A 21,647-nucleotide genomic window follows, 5' to 3' on the forward strand; every position below is an offset into this window, starting at 1 on the left:
TGATGTTAGTAAAAGAATATATGTCTACGGATTTAAAAATCATTACACCAGAGACGAAAATTAATGATGCCATTGATATGATGAAGACGTTTGATATTCATCGTTTACCTGTCGTTGCTAATAATAAATTGGTGGGCTTAGTGACAGAGGGAACGATTCATGAAGCGTTACCATCCAAAGCAACCAGTTTAAGTGTCTACGAAGTGAACTATTTATTAAATAAAACCAAAGTAGCAGATATTATGATTAAAAATGTCTCAACTATTTCTGATACGGCGATATTGGAAGAGGCCATACATGTGATGCGTCAAGATAAAATTGGTGTGTTACCTGTTCTAGATAATAAAGGTGAGTTACAAGGTATCATTACAAATAATGATATCTTTGATGCTTTTTTAGAAATTACAGGGTATCAACAAGCAGGTACAAGGGTTGCTATCAGAATTGATAAGGATGAAAAAGGCGTTTTAGCAGAATTAACGCACTTATTTACCGAACATGATATGAACATTGTGCAAATTGTGGTGTATCGTTACGATGAACATCCAATGATTGTCACTCAGTTAACTACGACAAATGTAGGTAAATTAGAAAAGATTCTTTCTGAAAAGCCTTATAACATCATATCTATGACACCTACAGAGAAGAAGTGACGAAAGTTACTTCTTTTTTACTTAACAAATAGAATGAAGTGTGTTATTATCAAATAGTTGCATTATTAGAGGAGGCGATAAACATGAAAAAAAATCAACCAGTTGAAGTGACGATTAAAGAGTCAATGGAAACAATCGGAGACGCACAGGTAGAAGTTCATGAACTGATGATTGGCAAAAATGTTATTGGTAAAGTAGCAAAAGATGATCAATCAAAATTTAAAGTATCGTTATATGATAACTCTACAGCAATCGTTAAAACCTTTGAATCAGGTTATGAAGAGGTTTTAAGAGTATGGAATTTACATAATTAAAAAAACAAAAACTTTTTAAAAAAAGTTCTTGCATTTTGATTGAAAGTTATGTAATATATAGAAGTCGGGTTGAGGAAAACCTGATTGATTGTTTCGGAGGGGTAGCGAAGTGGCTAAACGCGGCGGACTGTAAATCCGCTCCTTTGGGTTCGGCAGTTCGAATCTGCCCCCCTCCATTTATTGGGCTATAGCCAAGCGGTAAGGCAACGGACTTTGACTCCGTCACTCGTTGGTTCGAATCCAGCTAGCCCAGTTTTGAAGCTAACAGTAAATGTTAGCTTTTTTTTTATAATATGTGCTATGCTAAACGTACAATAAACAAAGGAGAGATTGTATGACAAAAATAGGCGATAAAATAACAGAACAGATTATGAATTACAGAGATGTGTTGAAAGAAGTTGACGTGATGGATGGGGTAAAGAAATCCACACAACAAATGGTAGGCAAAACGCCAAAATCATCAGAAGTAGCGAACAAAGAAAATACACGTAAATGGCACGCTAAGTTATATTAAACAATTGGTCTACTTTTATTGCAGAAGTAGACCAATTTTTATATCTCTGAAATTAATGTTGTATCTTGTGTATAGACCAGTTATAATATGACGTAAATGAGCTAAAGGAAGTGACACACGAATGTCATCAAAATTACCTGTATATATTCAAATTCACGATCAAATAAAAAAAGACATCGAGAATGGTGTATGGCACGTAGGAGACCGACTACCTTCGGAACGAGAACTGTCAGAGTTATTTAATGTTAGCCGTATGACCTTAAGACAAGCGATTCAAACATTGGCTGATGAAGGTATTCTAGAAAGAAAAATTGGTTCGGGAACTTACGTAGCTAATAAAAAAGTACAAGAAACAATGCTTGGTACCACAAGTTTTTCTGAAATTATTGAGTCCCAAGGAAGAATTCCTTCTAGCAAAGTCATTTCTTATTTTATTACGAAACCAAGTTCAAGTGAAATGGAAAAATTAAAGATAGATGAGCATACGGATATTTTGAAGATGGAACGTATAAGATATGCTGATGATATTCCCATTTGTTTTGAAGTAGCTAGTATTCCGTATTATTTAATTGAAAACTATGCCAAAAATGAGGTATCTTGTTCTTTATACAAAGTATTGGAAAATAAAGGAAATAAAATAATTGGTAAGTCTGAACAAACCATATCTGCATTAATCGCATCAGAAAAAATCGCTCACTATTTATCTATAAAAAAAGGGGAGCCTGTGCTAAGATTACGCCAAGTATCTTATTTATCTGATAATGTTCCCTTTGAATACGTGAGAAGTCAGTACGCAGGGGAGCGATTTGAGTTTTATTTAGAGAAATAGTTAATGGAATTAGTTCTTTGTTACCTCTTTTTATACATCTAATATAACGAATATATAACAAAATGTAATATAGTTGTAATTAAAAATAGGGCTTAGGTATGATATAGTAGTGACAGAACATAAAAGAAGAGGTAATGACATTCATGAAGATAAATAAAAAGATAATTGTGACAGTAGCAGCAACGTGCTTTATTGGTCTGTCTTGTCCACAATTTTTTAATGCTGAAAGCATCGATAATAAAATAGAATCTCAAGATAAGAAGATTAACGATCTATCAAACCAAAAAAATCAAAGTGAGACGGCTTTGGCTGATTTAGATCACAAAATTAATGTTTTAGCGAGTGAATCTGAAGAATTATTAAATCAAAAAATCTCTTTAGAAAAAGAAATTAGTCAATTAAGTGATGAGATTAAAGAATTAGAAATCGCTATCGAAAAAAGAACAAAAAAAATCGAAGATCAAGCACGATCAACTCAAATTAATCAAGAGGATCAAGATTTATTGAATGTGTTACTTGATTCTGAATCAGTGTCTGATGCAATTGGTAGAACGGTTGCCTACACTAAATTAGTAGGTGCTAATAATGAGATTATGCAAGTACAAAAACACGACCAAGATGAATTAGCAGCTAAAAAAGTATCTGTCGAGAAAAAAGTTGAAGAAGTGATGACTAAGACAGAACAATTGAAAATAAAACAAACAGAAGTTGAAGCATCAAAAGCTGAACAAGTAAAATTAGCTCAAGCAATATTAAAGGAATTAGAAGGAGCTAAAAATAAAAAATCAGAATTTGTTGCTCAAAAGGCTGAAGCTGAGCGTATCGCAGCAGAACAAGCTCGTAAAGAAAAAGAAGCAGCAGAACAAGCTAAAAAAGCTGAAAAAGAAGCAAAAGCTATGGCAAAACAAGTAGCTGAAGCTCAAAAAGCAGATGAAAAGGGATTAGAAATGGAAGGTCCTGTTTCAACGGCTAAACCAACTGGAAAACCAGGACAAAGTGATAACAATAAGCCAGAATCAACACCTTCGACACCAACACCAGCACCAACTCCGTCAGCATCAGGTTTCCAAAACCCGTTAGCTGGAGGATATTCAATTAGTAGTGGGTTTGGTTCTCGTCAAGATCCAACAGGAACAGCAGGAGATTTCCATGAGGGAATTGATATGGCTGCACCAGCAGGAACACCAATTATGGCTTCTGCAAGTGGAACAGTGGTTGAAGCAGGCTTCCAAGGTAGTGCAGGCAATCACGTTATCATCCAACACTCTAATGGGTTGTATTCTTACTACATGCACATGAGCAGCATGGCAGCATCAGTAGGATCAGAAGTATCAGCAGGTGAAGTGATTGGTTATGTTGGAACAACAGGTAATTCAACAGGTAATCATTTACATTTTGGTATTAGTTCTAGCCTTTGGGGTGGATTTATGGATCCAAGTGGTTTTGTCAGTTTATAATTAGACAAGAAATAACATAAGAATAAAGAACAATATTCCTAGAGAGAAGGCATCTTTCTAGGATATTTTTTTAATTAAAGAATAATATGAGGTGTCACATGATAACGGTAAAATTGATATTAATTGCTGTAATGATTTGGATTACAGCATTATTTGTTGCAGCTGAGTTTGCATTAGTAAAAGTTAGGTCTTCTCGTTTAGAACAATTAGAAGCCGAAGGGGTTAAAGGAGCAACTTTAGCCAAACATTTGGTGCATCATCTGGATGATTATTTAAGTGCCTGTCAGCTAGGGATTACTTTAACGACATTAATCATTGGTGGAATTGGTGAAGAAACAGTAAGAGGCTTAATTATGGCAGGGTTCCATAATACATCGATTAGTAAAAGTGTTAGTTTGACCCTGTCTATTTTTCTTTCTTATTTTCTAGTTACCTTTGTAGAAGTAGTGGTTGGGGAGTTGTTACCAAAGTCTTATAGTATTGCCAACCCAGAAAAAGTTGTGCTTGCTATTGCTAAGCCGCTTCATGGTTTCTATAAATTAACGTATTTATTCATTAAATTACTTAATAAATCAGCAAATTTAATTGGTCGCTTATTTGGTATTCAAATGGTGGGAGAAGCTGATGACACGTTATCAGAAGAAGAATTGAAATTAGTAGCAGCTGAAAGCTTTGATAAAGGGGAAATCAACGAAGATGAATTCCAATATTTATCGAATGTGTTTGATTTTGATGAACGACAAGTAAAAGAGATTATGACCAATCGTTTGGACATGTTTGTATTAAAATATGATATGACGATTGAAGAAGCCATTCCAGATATTTTAGAAAAGGGATACAGCCGATTTCCTGTTATTAAGGAATCTAAGGATGAAATATTAGGCTATGTGACACTGGCTCAGTTAGTCAAACAATCCTACATTAATAACCAAGATTTATTGGCAGAGGTTGCAGCAAAGCCTATCTTTGTGATTGAAACAATGCCGATTAAGGGTCTGCTGAGTGTTATGCAAAAGGACCACAAACATATTGCTATGGTAGTAGATGAATATGGTGGAACGGTAGGAATTGTAACGATTGAAGACATCATTGAAGAAATCGTAGGTGATATCCAAGATGAATTAGACACAGAGAAGAAGCTAATTCAAAAAATTGGGGACAATGAATATATCGTTGATGGTAAAGTGGAGTTAGATGAAATAAAAGATTATTTCAAATTAAGAGATTTAGAAGATCCTAATGGAAATGTAACCTTGGGAGGTTACTTTACAAGTATGTACCCAAGTTCTGTGGAAAAAGGCTCATCTGTTGAAGTAGATGGCGTGGAATTTACAGCGTTATTGGTTAGACGAACGGTCATTAAGCGTATTAAAATTATAGACCATAGACAGGAAGATGTGGGAGCTGATTAGTCAGTAAGTGAGGTAAGAGTTTTCCTACAATTTGTGCTACAATAAAGCAGAATAATGAAAAAGGATGAAGAAAAATGACAACATTAGCAATCGATACATCAAATAGCGGCATGAGTCTTGCTTTATACAAAAATAATACGCTAATAGGCGACATGTATATCGGGAATCAAAAAAATCATAGCATAACATTAATGCCAGGGATTGATTTTTTAATGCAATCTAATAACCTTACGCCACAAGATTTGGAGCGAATTGTGGTAGCTGAAGGACCAGGTTCTTACACGGGTTTAAGAATAGGTGTGACGACAGCTAAAACCTTGGCATGGACTTTGGGGATTGAACTGATGTCGGTTTCTAGTTTAGCGGTCATTGCAGCAACCAATTATCAACAAGAGGGTTTGATTGTGCCTATTGTTAATGCACGACGTAATAATGTTTATACAGGAGCCTATGAGTGGAAAGATGGTGTGTTACATCAAGTAATACCTGACTGTCATATTGCTCTATCAGAATGGTTAATCCAATTAAAAGAGACTGATAAGTCGTGTTTTTTTGTCGGAGAAGATCTGTTTATGTTTCCAGAAATCACAGAGCATGATAACTTATTGTATGATTCCAAGTATTGTAATAATCAATTAAGAGGTAGTTCCTTTATTTTATTGGAAGAAGCACTAAAAAAAGTAGAAGATATCGATGCTTTTGTTCCTAAGTACTTAAAAAAAGTAGAAGCAGAAGAAAAATGGATGTTGGAGAATGGCTCGAAGGAGCAAGTTTATGTTGAACGAGTCTGAATTAAAACATACGTTTCAAAGTAATATACCTAGAGTATCTATTAAACAAGAGGAAATAAGATTAGCAACTGCTAAAATATGTGATCTTGTTGCTCTTCAGGGAGTGTTGAAAGCTGTATATGATGGCACATCACCTTGGAGTAACGGGGTTTTTCTGCTTGAATTGAGTGAAAAAAAACGAACGTTGTATGTAAAATGTCTTTTATCAACGAAAATGATTGGTTTTATCGGGATTAGAGTGGTTCAAACGGATGCCCATATTACAAATTTAGCTATTTTACCAGAGTATCAAGGGAATGGATTAGCGCGACTATTAATCAACGAGGCTAAGAAATATGCCCTCTCTAAATCTTGTATGACTGTTAGTTTAGAAGTTAAAACAAATAATGTAGAAGCTATTACCTTGTATTTAAGCGAAGGCTTTCAAGTTGAAGGAATAAAAAATGATTACTACAAAGATACTCATGAGGATGCTGTGGATATGATATTAGATTTAGATAAGGGAGAGCGTTAAGGTGAGAGACACAGAACAACAAGGGATAGAATATAAACAGTTATCTGATAAGAGTTTTCATTCAGGTTCACCTTGGAATGAGGAACAGTTTGTGTCTTTTATTGAAGAGCAAGGCCATGGTGCAATTGAAGTACGGGAACAAGGAGTGTTACAGGGCTTTCTATTGTATTCTTTTGTCTTAGATGAGAGCGAGTTAATACTTATTGGTATCGCACCTGATCAAAAACGTCAAGGCATAGGTACACAGTTGATAGACAAAATGAAAGAACAATTATTAGAGAGAAAAGTGGAGAGGGTTTTGTTGGAAGTCAGAGCCTCAAATCGTGGCGCCCAGTTTTTCTACGAAAATAGGGGTTTTCATTTAATAGGTACACGTAAAAATTATTACCACAGTCCAGTAGAAGATGGGTTGATAATGGAATTATATATAGGAAGTGACGAACATGAGTAATACAGAAAATGAACAAACAAGACATCTGATCTTAGCAATAGAGAGCAGTTGTGATGAGACAAGTGTCGCGGTAGTTGAAGAGGGTCATATCATCTTATCGAACATTGTTGCCTCTCAAGTTAAAAGTCATGAACGTTTTGGAGGCGTGGTGCCAGAAGTCGCAAGTAGACACCATGTCGAACAAATTATTGGTTGCATGGAGGAAGCGTTAGAAGAAGCCAAGGTAACACCAAGGGAGTTGACAGCTGTAGCGACTACTTTTGGCCCTGGTTTAGTTGGAGCGTTACTTATTGGTGTGACCGCAGCGAAAAGTTTTGCTTGGGCAAATGGATTGCCTTTAATTCCTGTGAATCACATGGCAGGTCATATTTATTCAGCTAGAATCGGTCAAGAGTTTCAGTTTCCTTTAATGGCACTTCTTGTGTCAGGTGGACATACAGAACTCGTTTATATGCAAGAACATGGTAGTTATGAAATTATTGGAGAAACAAGAGACGATGCGGCTGGAGAAGCTTATGATAAGGTAGGTCGCGTACTAGGTTTGACGTATCCAAGTGGTAAAGAAATAGATGACATGGCGCATTTAGGAGAAGACACGTATCATTTTCCAAGAGCGATGATAAAAGAAGATAACTATGATTTTAGTTTTAGTGGTCTAAAGAGTGCTTTTATCAATCTGGTTCATAATGCTGAACAAAGAGGAGAAGAGCTTGTCCCCAATGATTTAGCGGCAAGTTTCCAAGAAAGTGTAACGGATGTATTGGTCCATAAAACCCTTAAAGCTTGTGAAGAGTACAAGGTAAAACAGTTAGTAATTGCTGGAGGGGTTGCGGCCAATAAAGGACTTAAAGCTAAGATGACAGAAGCGTTATCAGAGCGTTTGCCAGAGGTAGAGTTATTGATTCCTCCTTTAAGATTATGCGGTGATAATGCTGGGATGATTGGGGCAGCAGGTTATATCGAATGGCAAAAAAATAATAGAGCGTCATGGGATTTGAATGCGAAACCAAGCTTAATATTACAATAAAAGACAAAACCAAGAGGTTATCTTCTTGGTTTTTTATTATAAACTTTATCTAAGATATACGAGATGCCTTTTTTTTATGGCTCAAATAATGGTAGAATGATAACTAGGTATATGGTATTAACTAATGAGACAAAATAAGTAAATAAAAGTAAAGAGGCGTTATAATGAGTAATAATCCGATAGGGTTTTTAGATTCAGGTGTTGGGGGCCTAACGGTTGTCAAAGAAGCATTAAAACAGCTTCCAAATGAAACGATATATTATGTAGGAGATACCGCTCGCTGTCCATATGGTTCAAGACCTGTGGAACAAATCCGAGAATTCACCTGGGATATGGTTAATTTTCTACTGACTAAACATGTAAAAATGATTGTGATTGCTTGTAATACAGCAACAGCAATAGTATTAGATGAAATTAAAGCAGCGTTAGATATTCCTGTAGTAGGTGTGATTAAACCGGGTGCTAGAGCCGCATTAAAGTTAACACAAAATAATAACATTGGCATTATTGGAACAAAAGGGACGGTCAATAGTGAAGAATATGTTCATGCGATTCACGGGAAATGTCCGAATGCTGAGGTAACATCTTTGCCTTGTCCTAAGTTTGTGCCAATTGTTGAAAGCATGCAGTATCAATCTGACATAGCTAGAAAAGTAGTGTCGGAAACCTTGTCTTCATTTAAAGAGACAAACATTGATACCTTAGTGCTAGGATGCACTCATTACCCACTGCTTAAACCAATCATCAGTGATGTTTTAGGCTCAGAGGTTCAATTGATTGATTCAGGTGCTGAGACGGTGAGTGAGGTTAGTATGTTATTAGATTATTATGATATTTCATCTGTACCTACAGGAAGTAAAAAGGATCATCGTTTTTATATGACAGGCTCTAAGTGCATGTTTGATGAGATTACTGACGATTGGTTAGGTGAGGTAGAACATATAAGTGAACGAATTTTATTACCAATGGAGGATGTAAAATGAGACATGATAAACGTAAAGTAAATGAATTAAGACAAGTAAGGTTTGAAACAGATTATTTACTCCATCCAGAAGGCTCTGTTTTAGTCTCGTTTGGTCAAACAAAGGTGATTGTAGCAGCAACGATTGAAGACCATGTGCCTCCTTTTTTAAGAGGAGAAGGAACGGGTTGGGTGACGGCTGAATACAGTATGTTACCAAGAGCAACAAATACAAGGAACCGACGTGAAAGTTCAAAAGGGAAGTTAACAGGACGTACGATGGAGATTCAACGTTTAATTGGTCGCTCTTTAAGGTCTATTGTGGACTTAGAGTTATTAGGAGAACGTTCAATCGTTGTGGACTGCGATGTCATTCAAGCAGATGGTGGTACACGTACGGCGAGTATTACAGGGGCTTATGTTGCCCTACAACTAGCGGTGAATCAGCTATTGCAAGAGGGAATTATTACAGAAAATCCAATGAAAGAGAGTTTAGCAGCGATTAGTGTTGGTGTTCTACCAACGGGTGAAGCTGTTTTGGATTTAGACTATGTTGAGGATGTATCAGCTGAGGTTGATATGAACGTAGTTATGACAGAATCTGGTCGTTTTATTGAAGTGCAAGGAACCGGTGAAGAGGCAACCTTCTCAAGAGATGATTTGAATGCGTTATTAGATTTAGCTGAAGGGGGCATTCAAGAATTGATATTAAAACAAAAAAATGCCCTAGCTTTCGCTAAAAGAGACAACATTGTGTTACCCGAAACAACAACTAAAGACTTACTTATCGCGACAAGAAACAAAGGGAAAGCGGCAGAATTTGAGATGATTTTTGGAGAGTTAGGCTATAATGTAAAAACATTATTGGATTTTCCAGAGGTACCTGATGTAGAAGAAACAGGGAAGACTTTTGAAGAAAATGCGAGATTAAAAGCTGAAACCATTGCCAATTATTTAAACTGTTTAGTTCTAGCAGATGATTCTGGTCTAAAAGTTGATGCTCTCAACGGACAACCTGGAGTTTATTCTGCAAGATATGCAGGGATTGCTAAGAGTGATGCGGCAAACAATGCTAAATTATTGCATGAGTTAACAGGAGTTCCTGAAGAAGAACGTGGTGCGCAATTTCATTGTACTTTAGTTCTAGCAGAACCTAATAAAGAAAGTTTAGTTGTAACAGGAGAAGTATCAGGGAGAATATTAACCATACCAAGGGGAGAGAACGGTTTTGGCTATGACCCGTTGTTTTATGTACCAGAGAAAGATAAAGGGATGGCTGAGTTGTCTTCAGAAGAAAAAAATAGTATTAGCCACAGAGCAGTTGCTATTGATAAGTTAAGAACCGTATTACCTAAATGGTTGAAAGGTGAGGACATCTAAATGAAATACTTAGTAGTCAGTGATAATCATGGGGACAGAGAGATATTAGTCGATATCGTTAAACAAAGAGCCGGAGAAATGGATGTCTTATTTCATTGTGGAGATTCTGAGTTAGAAGCAGATGATCAGTTGTGGGAAACATTTGATGTGGTGAAGGGGAACTGTGATTTTGTCAGGGGCTACGAAAGGGTAAAAGTAATAGATACAGGATGTGACCGTGTCTTTTTAACTCATGGGCATCTATATGATGTGAACATGGGATTAGAAAGGTTAGCTTATGCGGCTCAGGAAGCGGAAGCTACGATTGTCTTATTTGGCCATACGCATTGTTTGGGAGCAGAGTATGTGTCACATCAACTCTTTTTAAATCCAGGAAGTATTTCTCAACCAAGAGGTAAATACAGAGATTTACCGACATATGCTATAATAAATTCTGACGATACAAGATATGAAGTGACTTATTATAATCGTAGTCATTACAAACAAGATGACTTAACGGTGATAATCAATAAATAAGAATGGAGGCACTCCGATATGATAGGGAATGCTGTAAAAGACTTGTTATTAGAAAATGAGACACACTTTTTGATTGATGGAAACAACGTTGCGACATTAACAGATACAAATACGTTAGAACACGCTTTGTTAGTTTTGACTAACATTGGATACAGTCGAATCCCAGTATTGAATAAGGAGCAAGAGTTAGTTGGTTTAATTTCACTCTCTCAGGTAGTAAGCGCCATGTTTGATACAGAAAAGATTGACCCAGAACGACTAGGAGAATTAAAAGTGTCTGATGTGATGTCTAATGAGGTACCAACCATTCAAGAACCATTTAATATTGAGCGCATGTTAAATTTACTGGTAGATGATAACTTTATACCAGTAGTAGATGAGCAACAGTATTTTAAAGGGATTGTGACACGTAAAGAAATCTTGAAATCTGTGAACCATCTTGCTCATACTTTAGAATCTAAATATGATTTAACTAAAATAGAAGAAAGTATTCCCACATTGCCTTAAAGCGGGAGAGAATGAAGGTGTTATAAATGGTGTTGATGAAGGAAGAAAGACGGGTGCAAATCAGACGTGATTTGCATCAAATCCCAGAAATTGGTTTAAAGGAATTTTTAACACATAATTATTTACTAACTTGTATTAATAAATTGCCGCAAGACCGGTTGGAAATTGAAACGCTGGATACAGCTATCATTGTTTTGGTTAAAGGCACTAAGGGAGAAAGAACAATTGCTTGGCGAACTGATATTGATGGCTTACCGATTATAGAAAAGGTCCAAAGTGACTATAAAAGTCAACATCAAGGTCGGATGCATGCCTGTGGTCATGATTTTCATATGACGATTGCTTTAGGATTGATCGAAGAGATGATCTCTTATGAGTTAGAAGACAATCTATTATTTTTCTTTCAACCAGCAGAAGAAAATGAATCTGGGGCTAAAATCTATTATGATAATGGCTTTTTGAGTAAATATACCATTGATGAATTTTATGCGTTACATGTGCATCCTGGTTTGCCAACAGGAATGATAGCGACGAGTCCTAAGGCATTATGTGCAGGAGATTGCACGTTTAAAATAACCTTTACAGGAACGTCTGGTCATGCAGCATTACCACACCAAGGAAATGATATGATTATTGCAGCAACGCAATTCATCCAGCAAGCTCAAACGATTGTGAGTCGTAATATCAACCCTATGGAAGGATCCGTGATTACATTTGGAGAATTTCATGGTGGGACTGCTGATAATATTATTGCTGGCGAAGCGGTTTTAAAAGGGACATTACGTGCTTTATCTCATGAGGTAAATGAATTAGGGCAAAGAAGATTGTTGGACATTGCTACTGGCATTATGCACAGTTTTAATTGTGATGTAGCAGTTGAAATGGAGCAGAAAGGATATATACCAGTTGTAAATAATCCTGAATTAGCACAGTCTTTTATCCAGTATTTTAAAGAGGATAAGGTGGGTTCTTTTAAAGAAGTCCAAGCTGATATGACGGCAGAAGATTTTGGTTATCTTTTAGATAAATATGCTGGCGTGATGTTTTGGTTAGGGGTCGATAGCGAATTTCCTCTTCATCATGGTCAATTTAATCCTGATGAAGCAGCAATTTCGTTAGGTATTTCTCGTGTGACAGACTGGTTACTTAGTAGAGTCAACTAAAAAAACATCCCTTCAAAGGGATGTTTTTTTAGTTTTACATAGTTAAGTTAAGCGGTGTTGCTGGAATTTTAATACCCGCTTGTGTTAGAGCCTCTACATAGGCTGTTGTCATAGCTGTTTTAACTTTAAATTGTGCCCCAGCTTGGGCATAAGCAGAGCAACGAATAGCGAATGTTCCTTGTTGTAAATCCACTAATCCGATGATAACCGGTTCTGAATTCAATTCAACTAAGTCGCTGAATTGATTGGTGTTTACTTCACTTATAATATTCTTAACACGTTCAATGTCTTCATCAGGCTTAATCCTGACGTCAACTGTGACTAATTGGTCACCGCGCGAGAGATTACTTACAATGAGAATTTCTCTGTTTGGAATATAATTCATTGTTCCATTGAAGCTTTTAATTTGGGTTGTACGTAGCCCTACTTGATGAACGACACCTTCGATACTGTCGATAACCACATGATCGCCCACATCTAATTGACGCTCATAAATGATGAAAAAACCGGTTAGAACATCATTTATGAAACCTTGAGCGCCGAGTCCAATTGCAACACCGGCGATACCGGCACCAGCAACAAGGGAACCAACAGGGATACCACAAATCGTTAATATGGAATAGACTGCTACAAAAAATAAGAAATATTGGAAGAAATTGCGTGCCAGAGTATGCATTGTCTGAACGCGACCTTCACTATAGGCTTGTTTTTTACTATAGGATTCGAAGGTGTTAGATAGTAGTTTCAATACTATTTTTCGTATGATGCCTAGTAGAACTAAAACAATAACGATTAAGATGGTTTTAGTAATCATTGTAGAGAATATTTTTTCCCAATCCAGCCCAGTCCAGAATTTTTTGAAGAGACCGACGCCTTTTTCAGCTTGTAAAATGATTTCAGCTTGCGTTGACGTTGTTGTTTCGTTAATAATAAAGTCCTCCTTTTAAATAGTTAACTCCATTCTAACATGTATTTTCTGGTTGAGAAATACGTAGGTTAGTGGTATTCTAAAATTAGTATTTTATTTATAAAATGGGAGGTAGAAAGGATGTCAGGTGTAGAAATTGCAGCGATAATTGCAGCGATAGCTTTTGCTATATTAGTGGTTGTTATTGTCTTTTTCCTATTACAATTGAACAAGAATATGACACAATCTGTAGAAAAAGTGAACAAATTATTAGATAAGACAAATAAAACAGTCACTGTTTTAAGTAAAGATGTGGATGTGTTATTGAGACAAAGTGAAGAACTACTAGTTACAGGAAATGAGCTATTAGACGATGTGACACTAAAAGTAGAAACCATTGATCCTTTATTCCAAGCAGTTGCTGATTTAAGTTTGAGTGTTTCAGAGTTAAATGCATCAAGTAAAACCATGTTAGTCAAAGTTGGAGAAGCTGGTAAAAGTGCTGCTACAGCCACATTGGTTGGTAAAGCTGCTCAAACGGCCTCTGGCTTATTTCGAAAAAAAGGCTAAATAGCCTATAGGAGGAATTGGATTATGTCAAAAAATAACAAAGGGTTCCTATTAGGAGCTATTATTGGTGGGACTGCCGCCGCTGCAGCAGCATTACTGTTAGCACCTAAAAGTGGGAAAGAGATGCGCGAAGAGTTATTAGAACAGTTAGACGATGTGTCTGAAGGTAAGGCAAGCGATTATGTGGATTATGCACAATTCAAAGGATACGAATTATCAGATCTAGCAAAACAAAAAACAGAAGAATATGGTTGGATTAATGATAAAGTAGCGAGTCGCTTTAATACTGCGAAAGAAACATCAAGTGATTTATTACATGATTTTAAAGATAAAGCAGCTGAAGTAACAAGTGAATTCAAATCAGCTTCAGACGACTTAGAGTATGCGATTGAAGATTTAGAAGAAAACATGATTGTGTTAGATGAGAATGATTTAACTGATGATTTATACGAAACTATCGAAAAAAACTCATAATTTGAGTTTTTTTTATTTTATTTCTGTATGTTTTCATGAAAATAGGGGTAAAACGCTTGCATAACTCAAAGTTATTTGATAGTCTAGAGTCAAATATGTGTTTTTAAAATTAAAGGAGAAATTGAGATGGAAAAGCAAACAATTACTATTTACGACGTAGCACGTGAAGCGTCAGTTTCAATGGCAACTGTATCACGTGTTGTAAATGGCAACCCTAATGTAAAACCCGCTACACGAAAAAAAGTGTTAGAGGTCATTGAAAAATTAGATTATCGACCTAACGCTGTAGCGCGTGGTTTAGCGAGTAAAAGAACGACGACAGTTGGGGTAATTATTCCTGATGTTAGTAACGCGTATTTTGCTTCACTAGCTAGAGGTATTGATGATGTGGCGACAATGTATAAGTATAATATCATTTTAGCTAACTCTGATGGTGATGATAAAAAAGAAATCAGTGTATTGAATACATTATTAGCGAAACAAGTAGACGGTGTTATTTTTATGGGACACCATTTAACAGAAGAAATCCGTGGTGAATTTTCACGTTCTAAAACACCAGTTGTATTAGCTGGTTCGATTGATCCTGATGATCAAGTAGGCTCTGTAAACATCGACTATTCAGCAGCAACAAAAGATGCTGTACAAGAACTCATTGCAAGCGGTAATAAAAAAATCGCCTTTTTATCAGGTGCTTTGTTAGATCCCATTAATGGAACGTATCGATTAAGTGGTTATAAAGAAGCCTTAAAAGAAAATGGTCTGAGCTTCAATGAAGGCTTAGTTTTTGAGGCAGAATATAGTTATAAAGCTGGACTGAATATGTTTGACCGTGTTCAAAACAGTGGGGCGACAGCTGCTGTTGTAGCAGATGATGAATTAGCTGTAGGTTTATTAAATAGCCTGACAGATAAAGGGGTTCGTGTTCCTGAGGATTTTGAGATCATTACAAGTAACAACTCACTGTATACAGACATTGCACGTCCTAGTGTGACAAGTATTTCTCAACCGTTATATGATATCGGTGCAGTAGCAATGAGATTGTTAACAAAAATTATGAATAAAGAAGACATTGAAGAAAAAACAGTCGTTTTACCTTATGGCTTAATAAAAAAAGGCTCAACTAAATAAAAAAATAAGATTGCGAGAATCTCGCAATCTTATTTTTTATTCATCCTCAGTTTCTTCTATTTTAGAAGGAACTGATTTTTTTGTGCTTTTTTTAGAAGGTCGTTTTTGTTGTGGCTTTTTCTTTTCTACAGGTCTGTAGAAAGATTGCCAAGCAGATTGGTAATTGGCATCTGATCCGCCAATACCGAATCTAAATTCACTAAATTTAGGATCACCAGTTGCATATAGGCTAGTTGTTGTTTTAGCTCCTGTCATATCAACAGTAAAGTTATCAATTTTCACGCTACTACTTACTTTTTGTCCACTAAATTCAGAGACGGTTTCTTTTTTTACACTCGAATCAAGTTCAAATCGTTCATTCACCCCGAATACTTCAGGGCTACGTTGGAAGACGTAGTTGGTCATGTAAGCCCAATAAATCATATTTTGTTTGTTCCAAGTAGAATACATAGGATAAGGATCATCATATCCTATCCAACTACTCATGGTTACTCGAGGTGTAGAAGCAGTGAACCAGTAGTCTTTTTCAAGTTCTGATGTTCCTGTTTTACCTACCCAGTCTGCATTGGCTAAGGTAGGATTAACACCTTGCATAGCTTCTCTAGCAGCTTGACCTGTTCCTGAGATTAAGACATCTCTCATCATGTCGTTCATGATAGAGGCGGTTGCTGGTTTATAGACCTGAACAGGGTCTGCTTCATGTTCATAGATAACTTTACCTTCGTTATCCGTAATTTTATCAATGGAATAGCCTTCATTGAATTGCCCCTTGTTTGCCAAGGTAGCAAAGGAAGCTGTTTCTTCAAGAACCGTGAAGCCATAATCAGTTCCGCCTAAAGGAATCGACTCTCTGTAATACTCATCAGGATTAAGACCAATTTTCATTTTATCAAAATAAGTTTTAGGATCCGTGTAATTATGAAGTTCAGAGTATAAATTCACCACGGGAATATTGAGTGACCATTTTAAAGATTCTCTTACTGATTTGAACTGGTTACTACCAGAGTCAGCGTAATTAATAATTGGTTGACCACTACTGTAATTTCTAGGGTGATCAGAGAGTTTCGATTCTGAACCAATAAGGCCAACATCAATAGCTGGAGCATAAGCCAGTATTGGTTTAATGGTTGAACCAGGAGAACGTTTCGTCTGGAAGGCATGGTTATTTTGGTTCGTATTGTAATCGCGCCCACCAATAAAGCCATAAATTCGCCCAGTTTGGTTATCCATTAATATACTACCTGTTTCTACGGTTTGTTCCCGGTCATCATCTAAGACGTATCCGTATTGCTGTACGCCTTCTTGCATGGCGTTGTAAATGTCTTTATCAATGGTTGAATGAACCGTGTAGCCGTTTCGTCTAACGTCACGTCTAGCCATATCAAAGTATTTTTTGAACAGCTCATCTGACTCTAAAACTTGTTCCTCTGTTAAGCCATCTTTTTCATAATAAGAAGGCATCAGTACGCGACTGGCTTCATCGTATAAATAGTTATATAAGAAGCTATTGTCTGCATTGGTACGAGGAGAAGGAGCAATAAAGTCTTTCGATAAATCGTATTTTAGGGCTGCTTCATACTCTTTTTTTGATATTTGTTTGTCTCTGTATAAGTTGAACAACACATCGTCTTTTCTGCTTAGACCGGGTTCAAAAGACTCTTTAAATTCGCCAGTATTTGTATAGGGACTGTATTCTATCGGACTTTGCGGAAGACCTGCTAGAAATGCTGCTTGTGGTAAAGTAACGTCACTCGCATGAATACCAAAAATTCCCATAGCAGCTTCTTCAATCCCAGCGATGTTTTCTCCTTTATTGTTCCGACCAAAAGGAGAAACGTTGAGATAAGCATTTAAAACCTCTTTTTTTGAAAAGAACTTTTCTGCCCGTAAAGCTAAAAGAATTTCAGAAGCTTTTCTTTTATAAGACGTTTCATTGGTTAATATTTGTTGCTTAATGAGCTGTTGGGTAATCGTAGAGCCACCAGATGAAGCACCTAGACCTGTCACGTCAGAGACGGTCGCTCTAAAGATAGCTTTTGGTACAACTCCTTGATGCTCATAAAAATATTCATCTTCTGTTGAAACAAGGGCTTGTTTGATAAAGGGTGAAATTTTGTCATCCCCAACGGATGTTCTGACTAAATCGGATTTTATTACCGAGATAAGGTCATCATTAGCATATAATAAGCGAGATTGTTGCTCTACATCCCCTAATTTTTGTTGCATTTCTTCTTTCGAAGGGATGTCTAATTCAGAAACTAAAGCACCGAAAAAGCCGACACCTAATCCAAGTCCTAAGAAACCTAAAGCAGACATGGTAACAACAAGAAATAATCCAATAGCTTTAATTACTCGATAAGTAACGTTTAGACCGAAGAAAACATGTTGTTTATTTGGTGTGTTCTTATTTTTATTCCTTGGATCTTGGGGTAATAAGTTTTGTTGATTCAATGGATCACCTCTACTGCATTTAATGGTTACAATTATACCATCTTATCAAATGAGTGACTAGGATGAAAGAAAATGAAAATAAAGAATTTACTTTTTTAACTTTATTTTAATCTTTGAATACGTTAAGATAGTATTTATATATTAAAGAGGAGGAACATATTATGACGACGAATTTTTTAAGCGAATTAAAGGATCGTGGTCTGATTTATCAGATGACCGATGAAGCAGCACTAGAACAACTATTGAACGAAGAGTCAGTGAAGCTATATATTGGCTTTGACCCAACGGCAGATAGTTTACATATAGGTCATTTGTTACCTGTTTTAACACTAAGAAGATTTCAAGAGAGAGGCCATGTGCCTGTAGCTTTAGTTGGTGGTGGAACTGGAATGATCGGTGACCCATCGTTTAAAGATGCTGAAAGAAGCTTAAACTCAACAGAAACAGTCAAATCATGGGCTAACAGTTTAAAAAATCAATTATCACGTTTTATCGATTTTGAAGATGAAACAAATCCTGCCATTATTTCTAATAATGCAGACTGGTTAAGTGAATTATCGCTAATCGATTTCCTAAGAGATGTTGGTAAAAACTTTACAATCAATTACATGATGAGTAAAGAAAGTGTGAAACGACGTATCGAAACAGGTATTTCATACACTGAATTTGCTTATCAATTACTACAAGCTTATGATTTCCTAAAATTATATGAAACAGAAGGCGTAAAATTACAATTAGGTGGTAGCGATCAATGGGGGAATATTACGTCAGGTATTGAATTGTTACGTCGCGAGAAAAGCGTTCAAGGTTACGGTCTAACTATGCCTTTAATTAAAAAAGCGGATGGAACAAAATTTGGTAAAACAGAAGGAAATGCGATTTGGCTAGATGCTGAAAAAACAACCCCTTATGAATTTTATCAATTTTGGTTAAACACAGATGACCGTGATGCGGTTCAATTCTTAAAATACTTCACATTCTTATCATTAGAAGAAATTGCTACTATCGAAGCATCTTTTGTGGCTGAACCACATAAACGTGATGCTCAAAAAGCATTGGCTAAAGAAGTGACTATTTTGGTTCACGGACAAGAGGCATACGAACAAGCAGTGAAGATTTCTGCTGCTCTTTTCAGTGGTAATATTAAAGAGCTAACAGCTGAAGAAGTGAAACAAGGATTCAAAGACGTACCAAGTTACGAAGTGCAAGCAGAAGATAATCTAAACTTAGTAGAATTACTTGTTACTTCTGGACTGGTAACATCAAAACGTCAAGCACGTGAAGATGTAACAAATGGTGCTATCTACGTGAATGGTGAACGTGTCCAAGATTTAGACTACGTTTTATCAAGCATCGATAAAATTGAAGATCAATTTACGGTTGTGCGTCGCGGTAAGAAAAAATATTTCTTATTAAGTTATTAACTAGAATGACTCTCTATCATCATTGAATGATAGAGAGTTTTTTTATTATAATACAGTTGCTCCTTAAGATTGGTTGTTATATCATAAGAAATAGTTTGAAAAAAGGGTTGGAAATTCAATAAATAAAATCGAGAACAATGACAAGAGGATTAGGGGAAGTTCATTATTTTCACTTAACATCCTTACTGTTCTTTCGAGACATTATTGATGATATGATATCAGGCCCTGTGATTTATCTTATTTTGGAGGGGGAGCAGGTAGTTGAACTAATCAGAAAAATGATAGGAAGAATGAATCAGAGGTAGTACCTGGGACTATTAGAGGAGATTTTTTTATCCACGAGAGAAAAAGTGGTCCACGTGTCAGATTTGGAATAGACCGCAAAGATTGAAATTCACCGTCTTTTTAATAGATAAAAATAAGGACGAGGAGATATAACATGATTGAAGGCCTTTTTTTGGTGATTTTTTTCACAAAATACAAATGTGAACAGCTTATTATAAGGATAAAATTACCCTTCAGTTCATTTATACTTATTTAAATGAACTGATACTGTTGAAAAGTATACTATGTAAGGGCTTTGTTCATACTGCACAATTATTTAATTCTAATTGTATAAGAGTCATAATGTAAACGTTTTAAAGTTTGTGTAATATTAGTTTCAACAGCAGCTGGTAGTATAGTTTTAAAGGAGGACATTATGGGAACGAGTCGAGGAGATGTTGCACACCCTGACAAGGGGATTGCTGTAACAGAAGAAGATGTTAATAGAATTAGATCAAGAGGATACAATGAGGACATTCTTCCAAAGACAGAAGATAAAAGAAACATGGGAGCTAAAAATTATTTCACATTATGGATGGGGTCGGTACATAATATTCCGAACTATACAGCAGTGGGAGGATTCTTATTTTTAGGCTTATCTCCAATCAATATTATGTTAGCGCTTATTCTTAGTAGTTTGACGGTAGCAGGTTTGATGGTGTTAAATGGCAAAGCAGGTTCCAAGTATGGTATCCCATTTGCCATGCATTTGCGTGCAACCTACGGAGATGTAGGAGCCAAACTACCCGGATTCTTACGTGGTGGAGTAGCAGCAATTGCTTGGTTTGGTTTACAAAACTACACAGCGTCACTAGCTTTACTTATTTTAATTGGAAAAATATGGCCGGGATTTTTAACATTGGCTCCGGATTTTAATTTTTTTGGAATTGGTCTGCCGGGATTAATTGCGTTTACTGTTTTTTGGGCGATTAACTTATTAATTGGTTTAGGTGGTGGTGAAGCGCTCAATAAATTCACAGCAGTACTGAACCCGTTAATCTACATCGTGTTTATTGGTATGACAATCTGGGCAATTAATGTCGGAGGGGGGATTGGTAATATTTTATCCTTTGTACCAACAGGCAGTTCTGTTCAAAACAATCCAGGTATCTTAGTTTACTTAATGATTATTAACTCAGTTTTAGCTGTTTGGGCAGGTCCTGGTGCGAGTGTGTCAGATTTTACTCAGAATGCAAAGTCTACCAGAGCACAAGTTATAGGACAAACAGCTAGTTTATTAGTAGGATATATTATCTTTGCTTTTTCTAGTGTCTCTATTTTAATTGGTGGCTCTATTCATTACGGTGTCCAAGAGTGGAACGTATTAAACATCGTTGATAAATGGGATAATTTACCTGCTGCCTTATTGGCAATTGTTGTTTTACTTATGACAACTATTTCTACTAATGCTACAGGAAATATCGTTCCAGCAGCGTATCAGCTATCTGCTTTGTTCCCTAAAAAAATTAATTATAAAAAGGGAGTTCTTTTAGCGGGTATTATCAGTTACTTAATTATGCCTTGGAAACTTATGGAGAATGCAGACAGTATTTTTGCTTTCTTAAATATGATTGGAGCAGTATTAGGTCCGGTCGCGGGTGTGATGTTAGCACAATATTATTTTGTCCACAAGCAACAAATCAATTTAGATGAACTGTATATGGACCCAAATGAAGACAATTCAACTAATCAGTACAAAGGGGTTAATAAGGCGGCGTATATCGCAACGATTATTGCTTTAGTTGTATCAATGTCTGGACAATTTATTCCAAGTTTAAGCATTATATCGAGTTTATCATTTATTGTTGGTGCTGGTTTATCTTTTAGCCTGTATTTAACAATGAAAAAAATAAATAAAAACCATTCAGGGGGAAAATAAA

General features: G+C 36.2%; 23 protein-coding genes and 2 tRNA genes. 23 read left to right on the plus strand and 2 right to left on the minus strand.

The genetic code is table 11. The features are described from left to right. Positions 1 to 2 precede the first annotated feature (2 nt). The 17 genes from ACVWM0_RS03790 (at position 3) to ACVWM0_RS03870 (ending at position 12,489) form a co-directional block, all read left to right on the plus strand. Complete coding sequence (locus ACVWM0_RS03790) at positions 3 to 653, plus strand: CBS and ACT domain-containing protein (protein WP_476473302.1); 651 nt, start codon at positions 3 to 5, stop codon at positions 651 to 653. 83 nt (positions 654 to 736) lie between these two features. Beyond that, the gene (locus ACVWM0_RS03795) at positions 737 to 967 is read left to right on the plus strand and encodes a DUF2969 family protein (RefSeq protein WP_476473303.1); all 231 of its coding nucleotides are present in this window, start codon (positions 737 to 739) and stop codon (positions 965 to 967) included. A 95-nt stretch (positions 968 to 1,062) separates the two neighbouring features. Further along, a tRNA-Tyr gene (locus ACVWM0_RS03800) sits at positions 1,063 to 1,143 on the plus strand. Positions 1,144 to 1,148: 5 nt separating this feature from the next. Continuing rightward, a tRNA-Gln gene (locus ACVWM0_RS03805) sits at positions 1,149 to 1,220 on the plus strand. Positions 1,221 to 1,301: 81 nt separating this feature from the next. Continuing rightward, a complete protein-coding gene (locus ACVWM0_RS03810; RefSeq protein WP_476473304.1) occupies positions 1,302 to 1,481 on the plus strand; it encodes a hypothetical protein in 180 nt (59 codons plus the stop codon). 121 nt (positions 1,482 to 1,602) lie between these two features. Further along, complete coding sequence (locus ACVWM0_RS03815) at positions 1,603 to 2,310, plus strand: GntR family transcriptional regulator (protein WP_476473305.1); 708 nt, start codon at positions 1,603 to 1,605, stop codon at positions 2,308 to 2,310. Positions 2,311 to 2,453: 143 nt separating this feature from the next. Next, entirely contained in the window at positions 2,454 to 3,767 is a 1,314-nt protein-coding gene (locus tag ACVWM0_RS03820) for a peptidoglycan DD-metalloendopeptidase family protein (RefSeq protein WP_476473306.1), read from the plus strand. A gap of 98 nt (positions 3,768 to 3,865) precedes the next feature. Next, a complete protein-coding gene (locus ACVWM0_RS03825; protein ID WP_476473307.1) occupies positions 3,866 to 5,179 on the plus strand; it encodes a hemolysin family protein in 1,314 nt (437 codons plus the stop codon). A 74-nt stretch (positions 5,180 to 5,253) separates the two neighbouring features. Continuing rightward, on the plus strand, positions 5,254 to 5,970 hold the full coding sequence (gene tsaB, locus ACVWM0_RS03830) for a tRNA (adenosine(37)-N6)-threonylcarbamoyltransferase complex dimerization subunit type 1 TsaB (protein WP_476473308.1): 717 nt from the start codon (positions 5,254 to 5,256) through the stop codon (positions 5,968 to 5,970). Beyond that, the gene (rimI, locus tag ACVWM0_RS03835) at positions 5,933 to 6,484 is read left to right on the plus strand and encodes a ribosomal protein S18-alanine N-acetyltransferase (protein WP_476473309.1); all 552 of its coding nucleotides are present in this window, start codon (positions 5,933 to 5,935) and stop codon (positions 6,482 to 6,484) included. The genes tsaB and rimI (ACVWM0_RS03835) overlap by 38 nt, the downstream gene beginning before the upstream one ends. Before the next feature lies 1 nt (position 6,485). After that, a complete protein-coding gene (gene rimI, locus ACVWM0_RS03840) occupies positions 6,486 to 6,935 on the plus strand; it encodes a ribosomal protein S18-alanine N-acetyltransferase (protein WP_476473310.1) in 450 nt (149 codons plus the stop codon). Continuing rightward, positions 6,928 to 7,962 (plus strand): tRNA (adenosine(37)-N6)-threonylcarbamoyltransferase complex transferase subunit TsaD, encoded by a 1,035-nt coding sequence (tsaD, locus tag ACVWM0_RS03845; RefSeq protein WP_476473311.1) that lies wholly within the window; start codon positions 6,928 to 6,930, stop codon positions 7,960 to 7,962. The genes rimI (ACVWM0_RS03840) and tsaD overlap by 8 nt, the downstream gene beginning before the upstream one ends. 164 nt (positions 7,963 to 8,126) lie before the next feature. Then, complete coding sequence (gene racE / locus ACVWM0_RS03850; protein WP_476473312.1) at positions 8,127 to 8,945, plus strand: glutamate racemase; 819 nt, start codon at positions 8,127 to 8,129, stop codon at positions 8,943 to 8,945. Further along, entirely contained in the window at positions 8,942 to 10,303 is a 1,362-nt protein-coding gene (rph, locus tag ACVWM0_RS03855) for a ribonuclease PH (protein ID WP_476473313.1), read from the plus strand. The genes racE and rph overlap by 4 nt, the downstream gene beginning before the upstream one ends. Further along, positions 10,304 to 10,819, plus strand: a complete 516-nt coding sequence (locus ACVWM0_RS03860) for a YfcE family phosphodiesterase (RefSeq protein WP_476473314.1) — start codon at positions 10,304 to 10,306, stop codon at positions 10,817 to 10,819. A gap of 18 nt (positions 10,820 to 10,837) precedes the next feature. Then, on the plus strand, positions 10,838 to 11,326 hold the full coding sequence (gene cbpB, locus ACVWM0_RS03865; RefSeq protein ID WP_476473315.1) for a cyclic-di-AMP-binding protein CbpB: 489 nt from the start codon (positions 10,838 to 10,840) through the stop codon (positions 11,324 to 11,326). A gap of 35 nt (positions 11,327 to 11,361) precedes the next feature. Continuing rightward, positions 11,362 to 12,489, plus strand: coding sequence for an N-acetyldiaminopimelate deacetylase (locus tag ACVWM0_RS03870; protein WP_476473652.1), 1,128 nt, complete (start codon positions 11,362 to 11,364; stop codon positions 12,487 to 12,489). A 34-nt stretch (positions 12,490 to 12,523) separates the two neighbouring features. Here ACVWM0_RS03870 and ACVWM0_RS03875 read toward each other — a convergent pair whose 3' ends face one another. After that, positions 12,524 to 13,303, minus strand: a complete 780-nt coding sequence (locus ACVWM0_RS03875) for a mechanosensitive ion channel family protein (RefSeq protein ID WP_476473316.1) — start codon at positions 13,301 to 13,303, stop codon at positions 12,524 to 12,526. A 234-nt stretch (positions 13,304 to 13,537) separates the two neighbouring features. On the opposite strand from ACVWM0_RS03875, the gene ACVWM0_RS03880 reads away from it, so the two are divergent. The 3 genes from ACVWM0_RS03880 (at position 13,538) to ccpA (ending at position 15,568) form a co-directional block, all read left to right on the plus strand. Continuing rightward, positions 13,538 to 13,966, plus strand: a complete 429-nt coding sequence (locus tag ACVWM0_RS03880; RefSeq protein ID WP_476473317.1) for a DUF948 domain-containing protein — start codon at positions 13,538 to 13,540, stop codon at positions 13,964 to 13,966. Positions 13,967 to 13,990: 24 nt separating this feature from the next. Then, complete coding sequence (locus ACVWM0_RS03885) at positions 13,991 to 14,440, plus strand: YtxH domain-containing protein (RefSeq protein ID WP_476473318.1); 450 nt, start codon at positions 13,991 to 13,993, stop codon at positions 14,438 to 14,440. Between the two features lie 126 nt (positions 14,441 to 14,566). Further along, positions 14,567 to 15,568, plus strand: coding sequence for a catabolite control protein A (ccpA, locus tag ACVWM0_RS03890; protein WP_476473319.1), 1,002 nt, complete (start codon positions 14,567 to 14,569; stop codon positions 15,566 to 15,568). A gap of 36 nt (positions 15,569 to 15,604) precedes the next feature. Here the strand turns inward: ccpA and ACVWM0_RS03895 are convergent, their stop codons facing one another. Next, positions 15,605 to 18,019, minus strand: a complete 2,415-nt coding sequence (locus ACVWM0_RS03895) for a transglycosylase domain-containing protein (protein ID WP_476473320.1) — start codon at positions 18,017 to 18,019, stop codon at positions 15,605 to 15,607. Between the two features lie 161 nt (positions 18,020 to 18,180). On the opposite strand from ACVWM0_RS03895, the gene tyrS reads away from it, so the two are divergent. The 3 genes from tyrS to allW all read left to right on the plus strand — a co-directional run bounded on the left by tyrS (position 18,181) and on the right by allW (position 21,646). Next, positions 18,181 to 19,443, plus strand: coding sequence for a tyrosine--tRNA ligase (gene tyrS, locus ACVWM0_RS03900; RefSeq protein ID WP_476473321.1), 1,263 nt, complete (start codon positions 18,181 to 18,183; stop codon positions 19,441 to 19,443). A 137-nt stretch (positions 19,444 to 19,580) separates the two neighbouring features. Then, positions 19,581 to 19,748: a nucleoside-diphosphate kinase gene (locus tag ACVWM0_RS03905; RefSeq protein WP_476473322.1), complete on the plus strand. Its 168-nt coding sequence runs from the start codon at positions 19,581 to 19,583 to the stop codon at positions 19,746 to 19,748. A gap of 395 nt (positions 19,749 to 20,143) precedes the next feature. Then, positions 20,144 to 21,646 (plus strand): allantoin permease, encoded by a 1,503-nt coding sequence (gene allW, locus ACVWM0_RS03910; RefSeq protein WP_476473323.1) that lies wholly within the window; start codon positions 20,144 to 20,146, stop codon positions 21,644 to 21,646. Position 21,647: the final 1 nt, after the last annotated feature.

Source organism: Vagococcus sp. 211, from assembly GCF_056322705.1.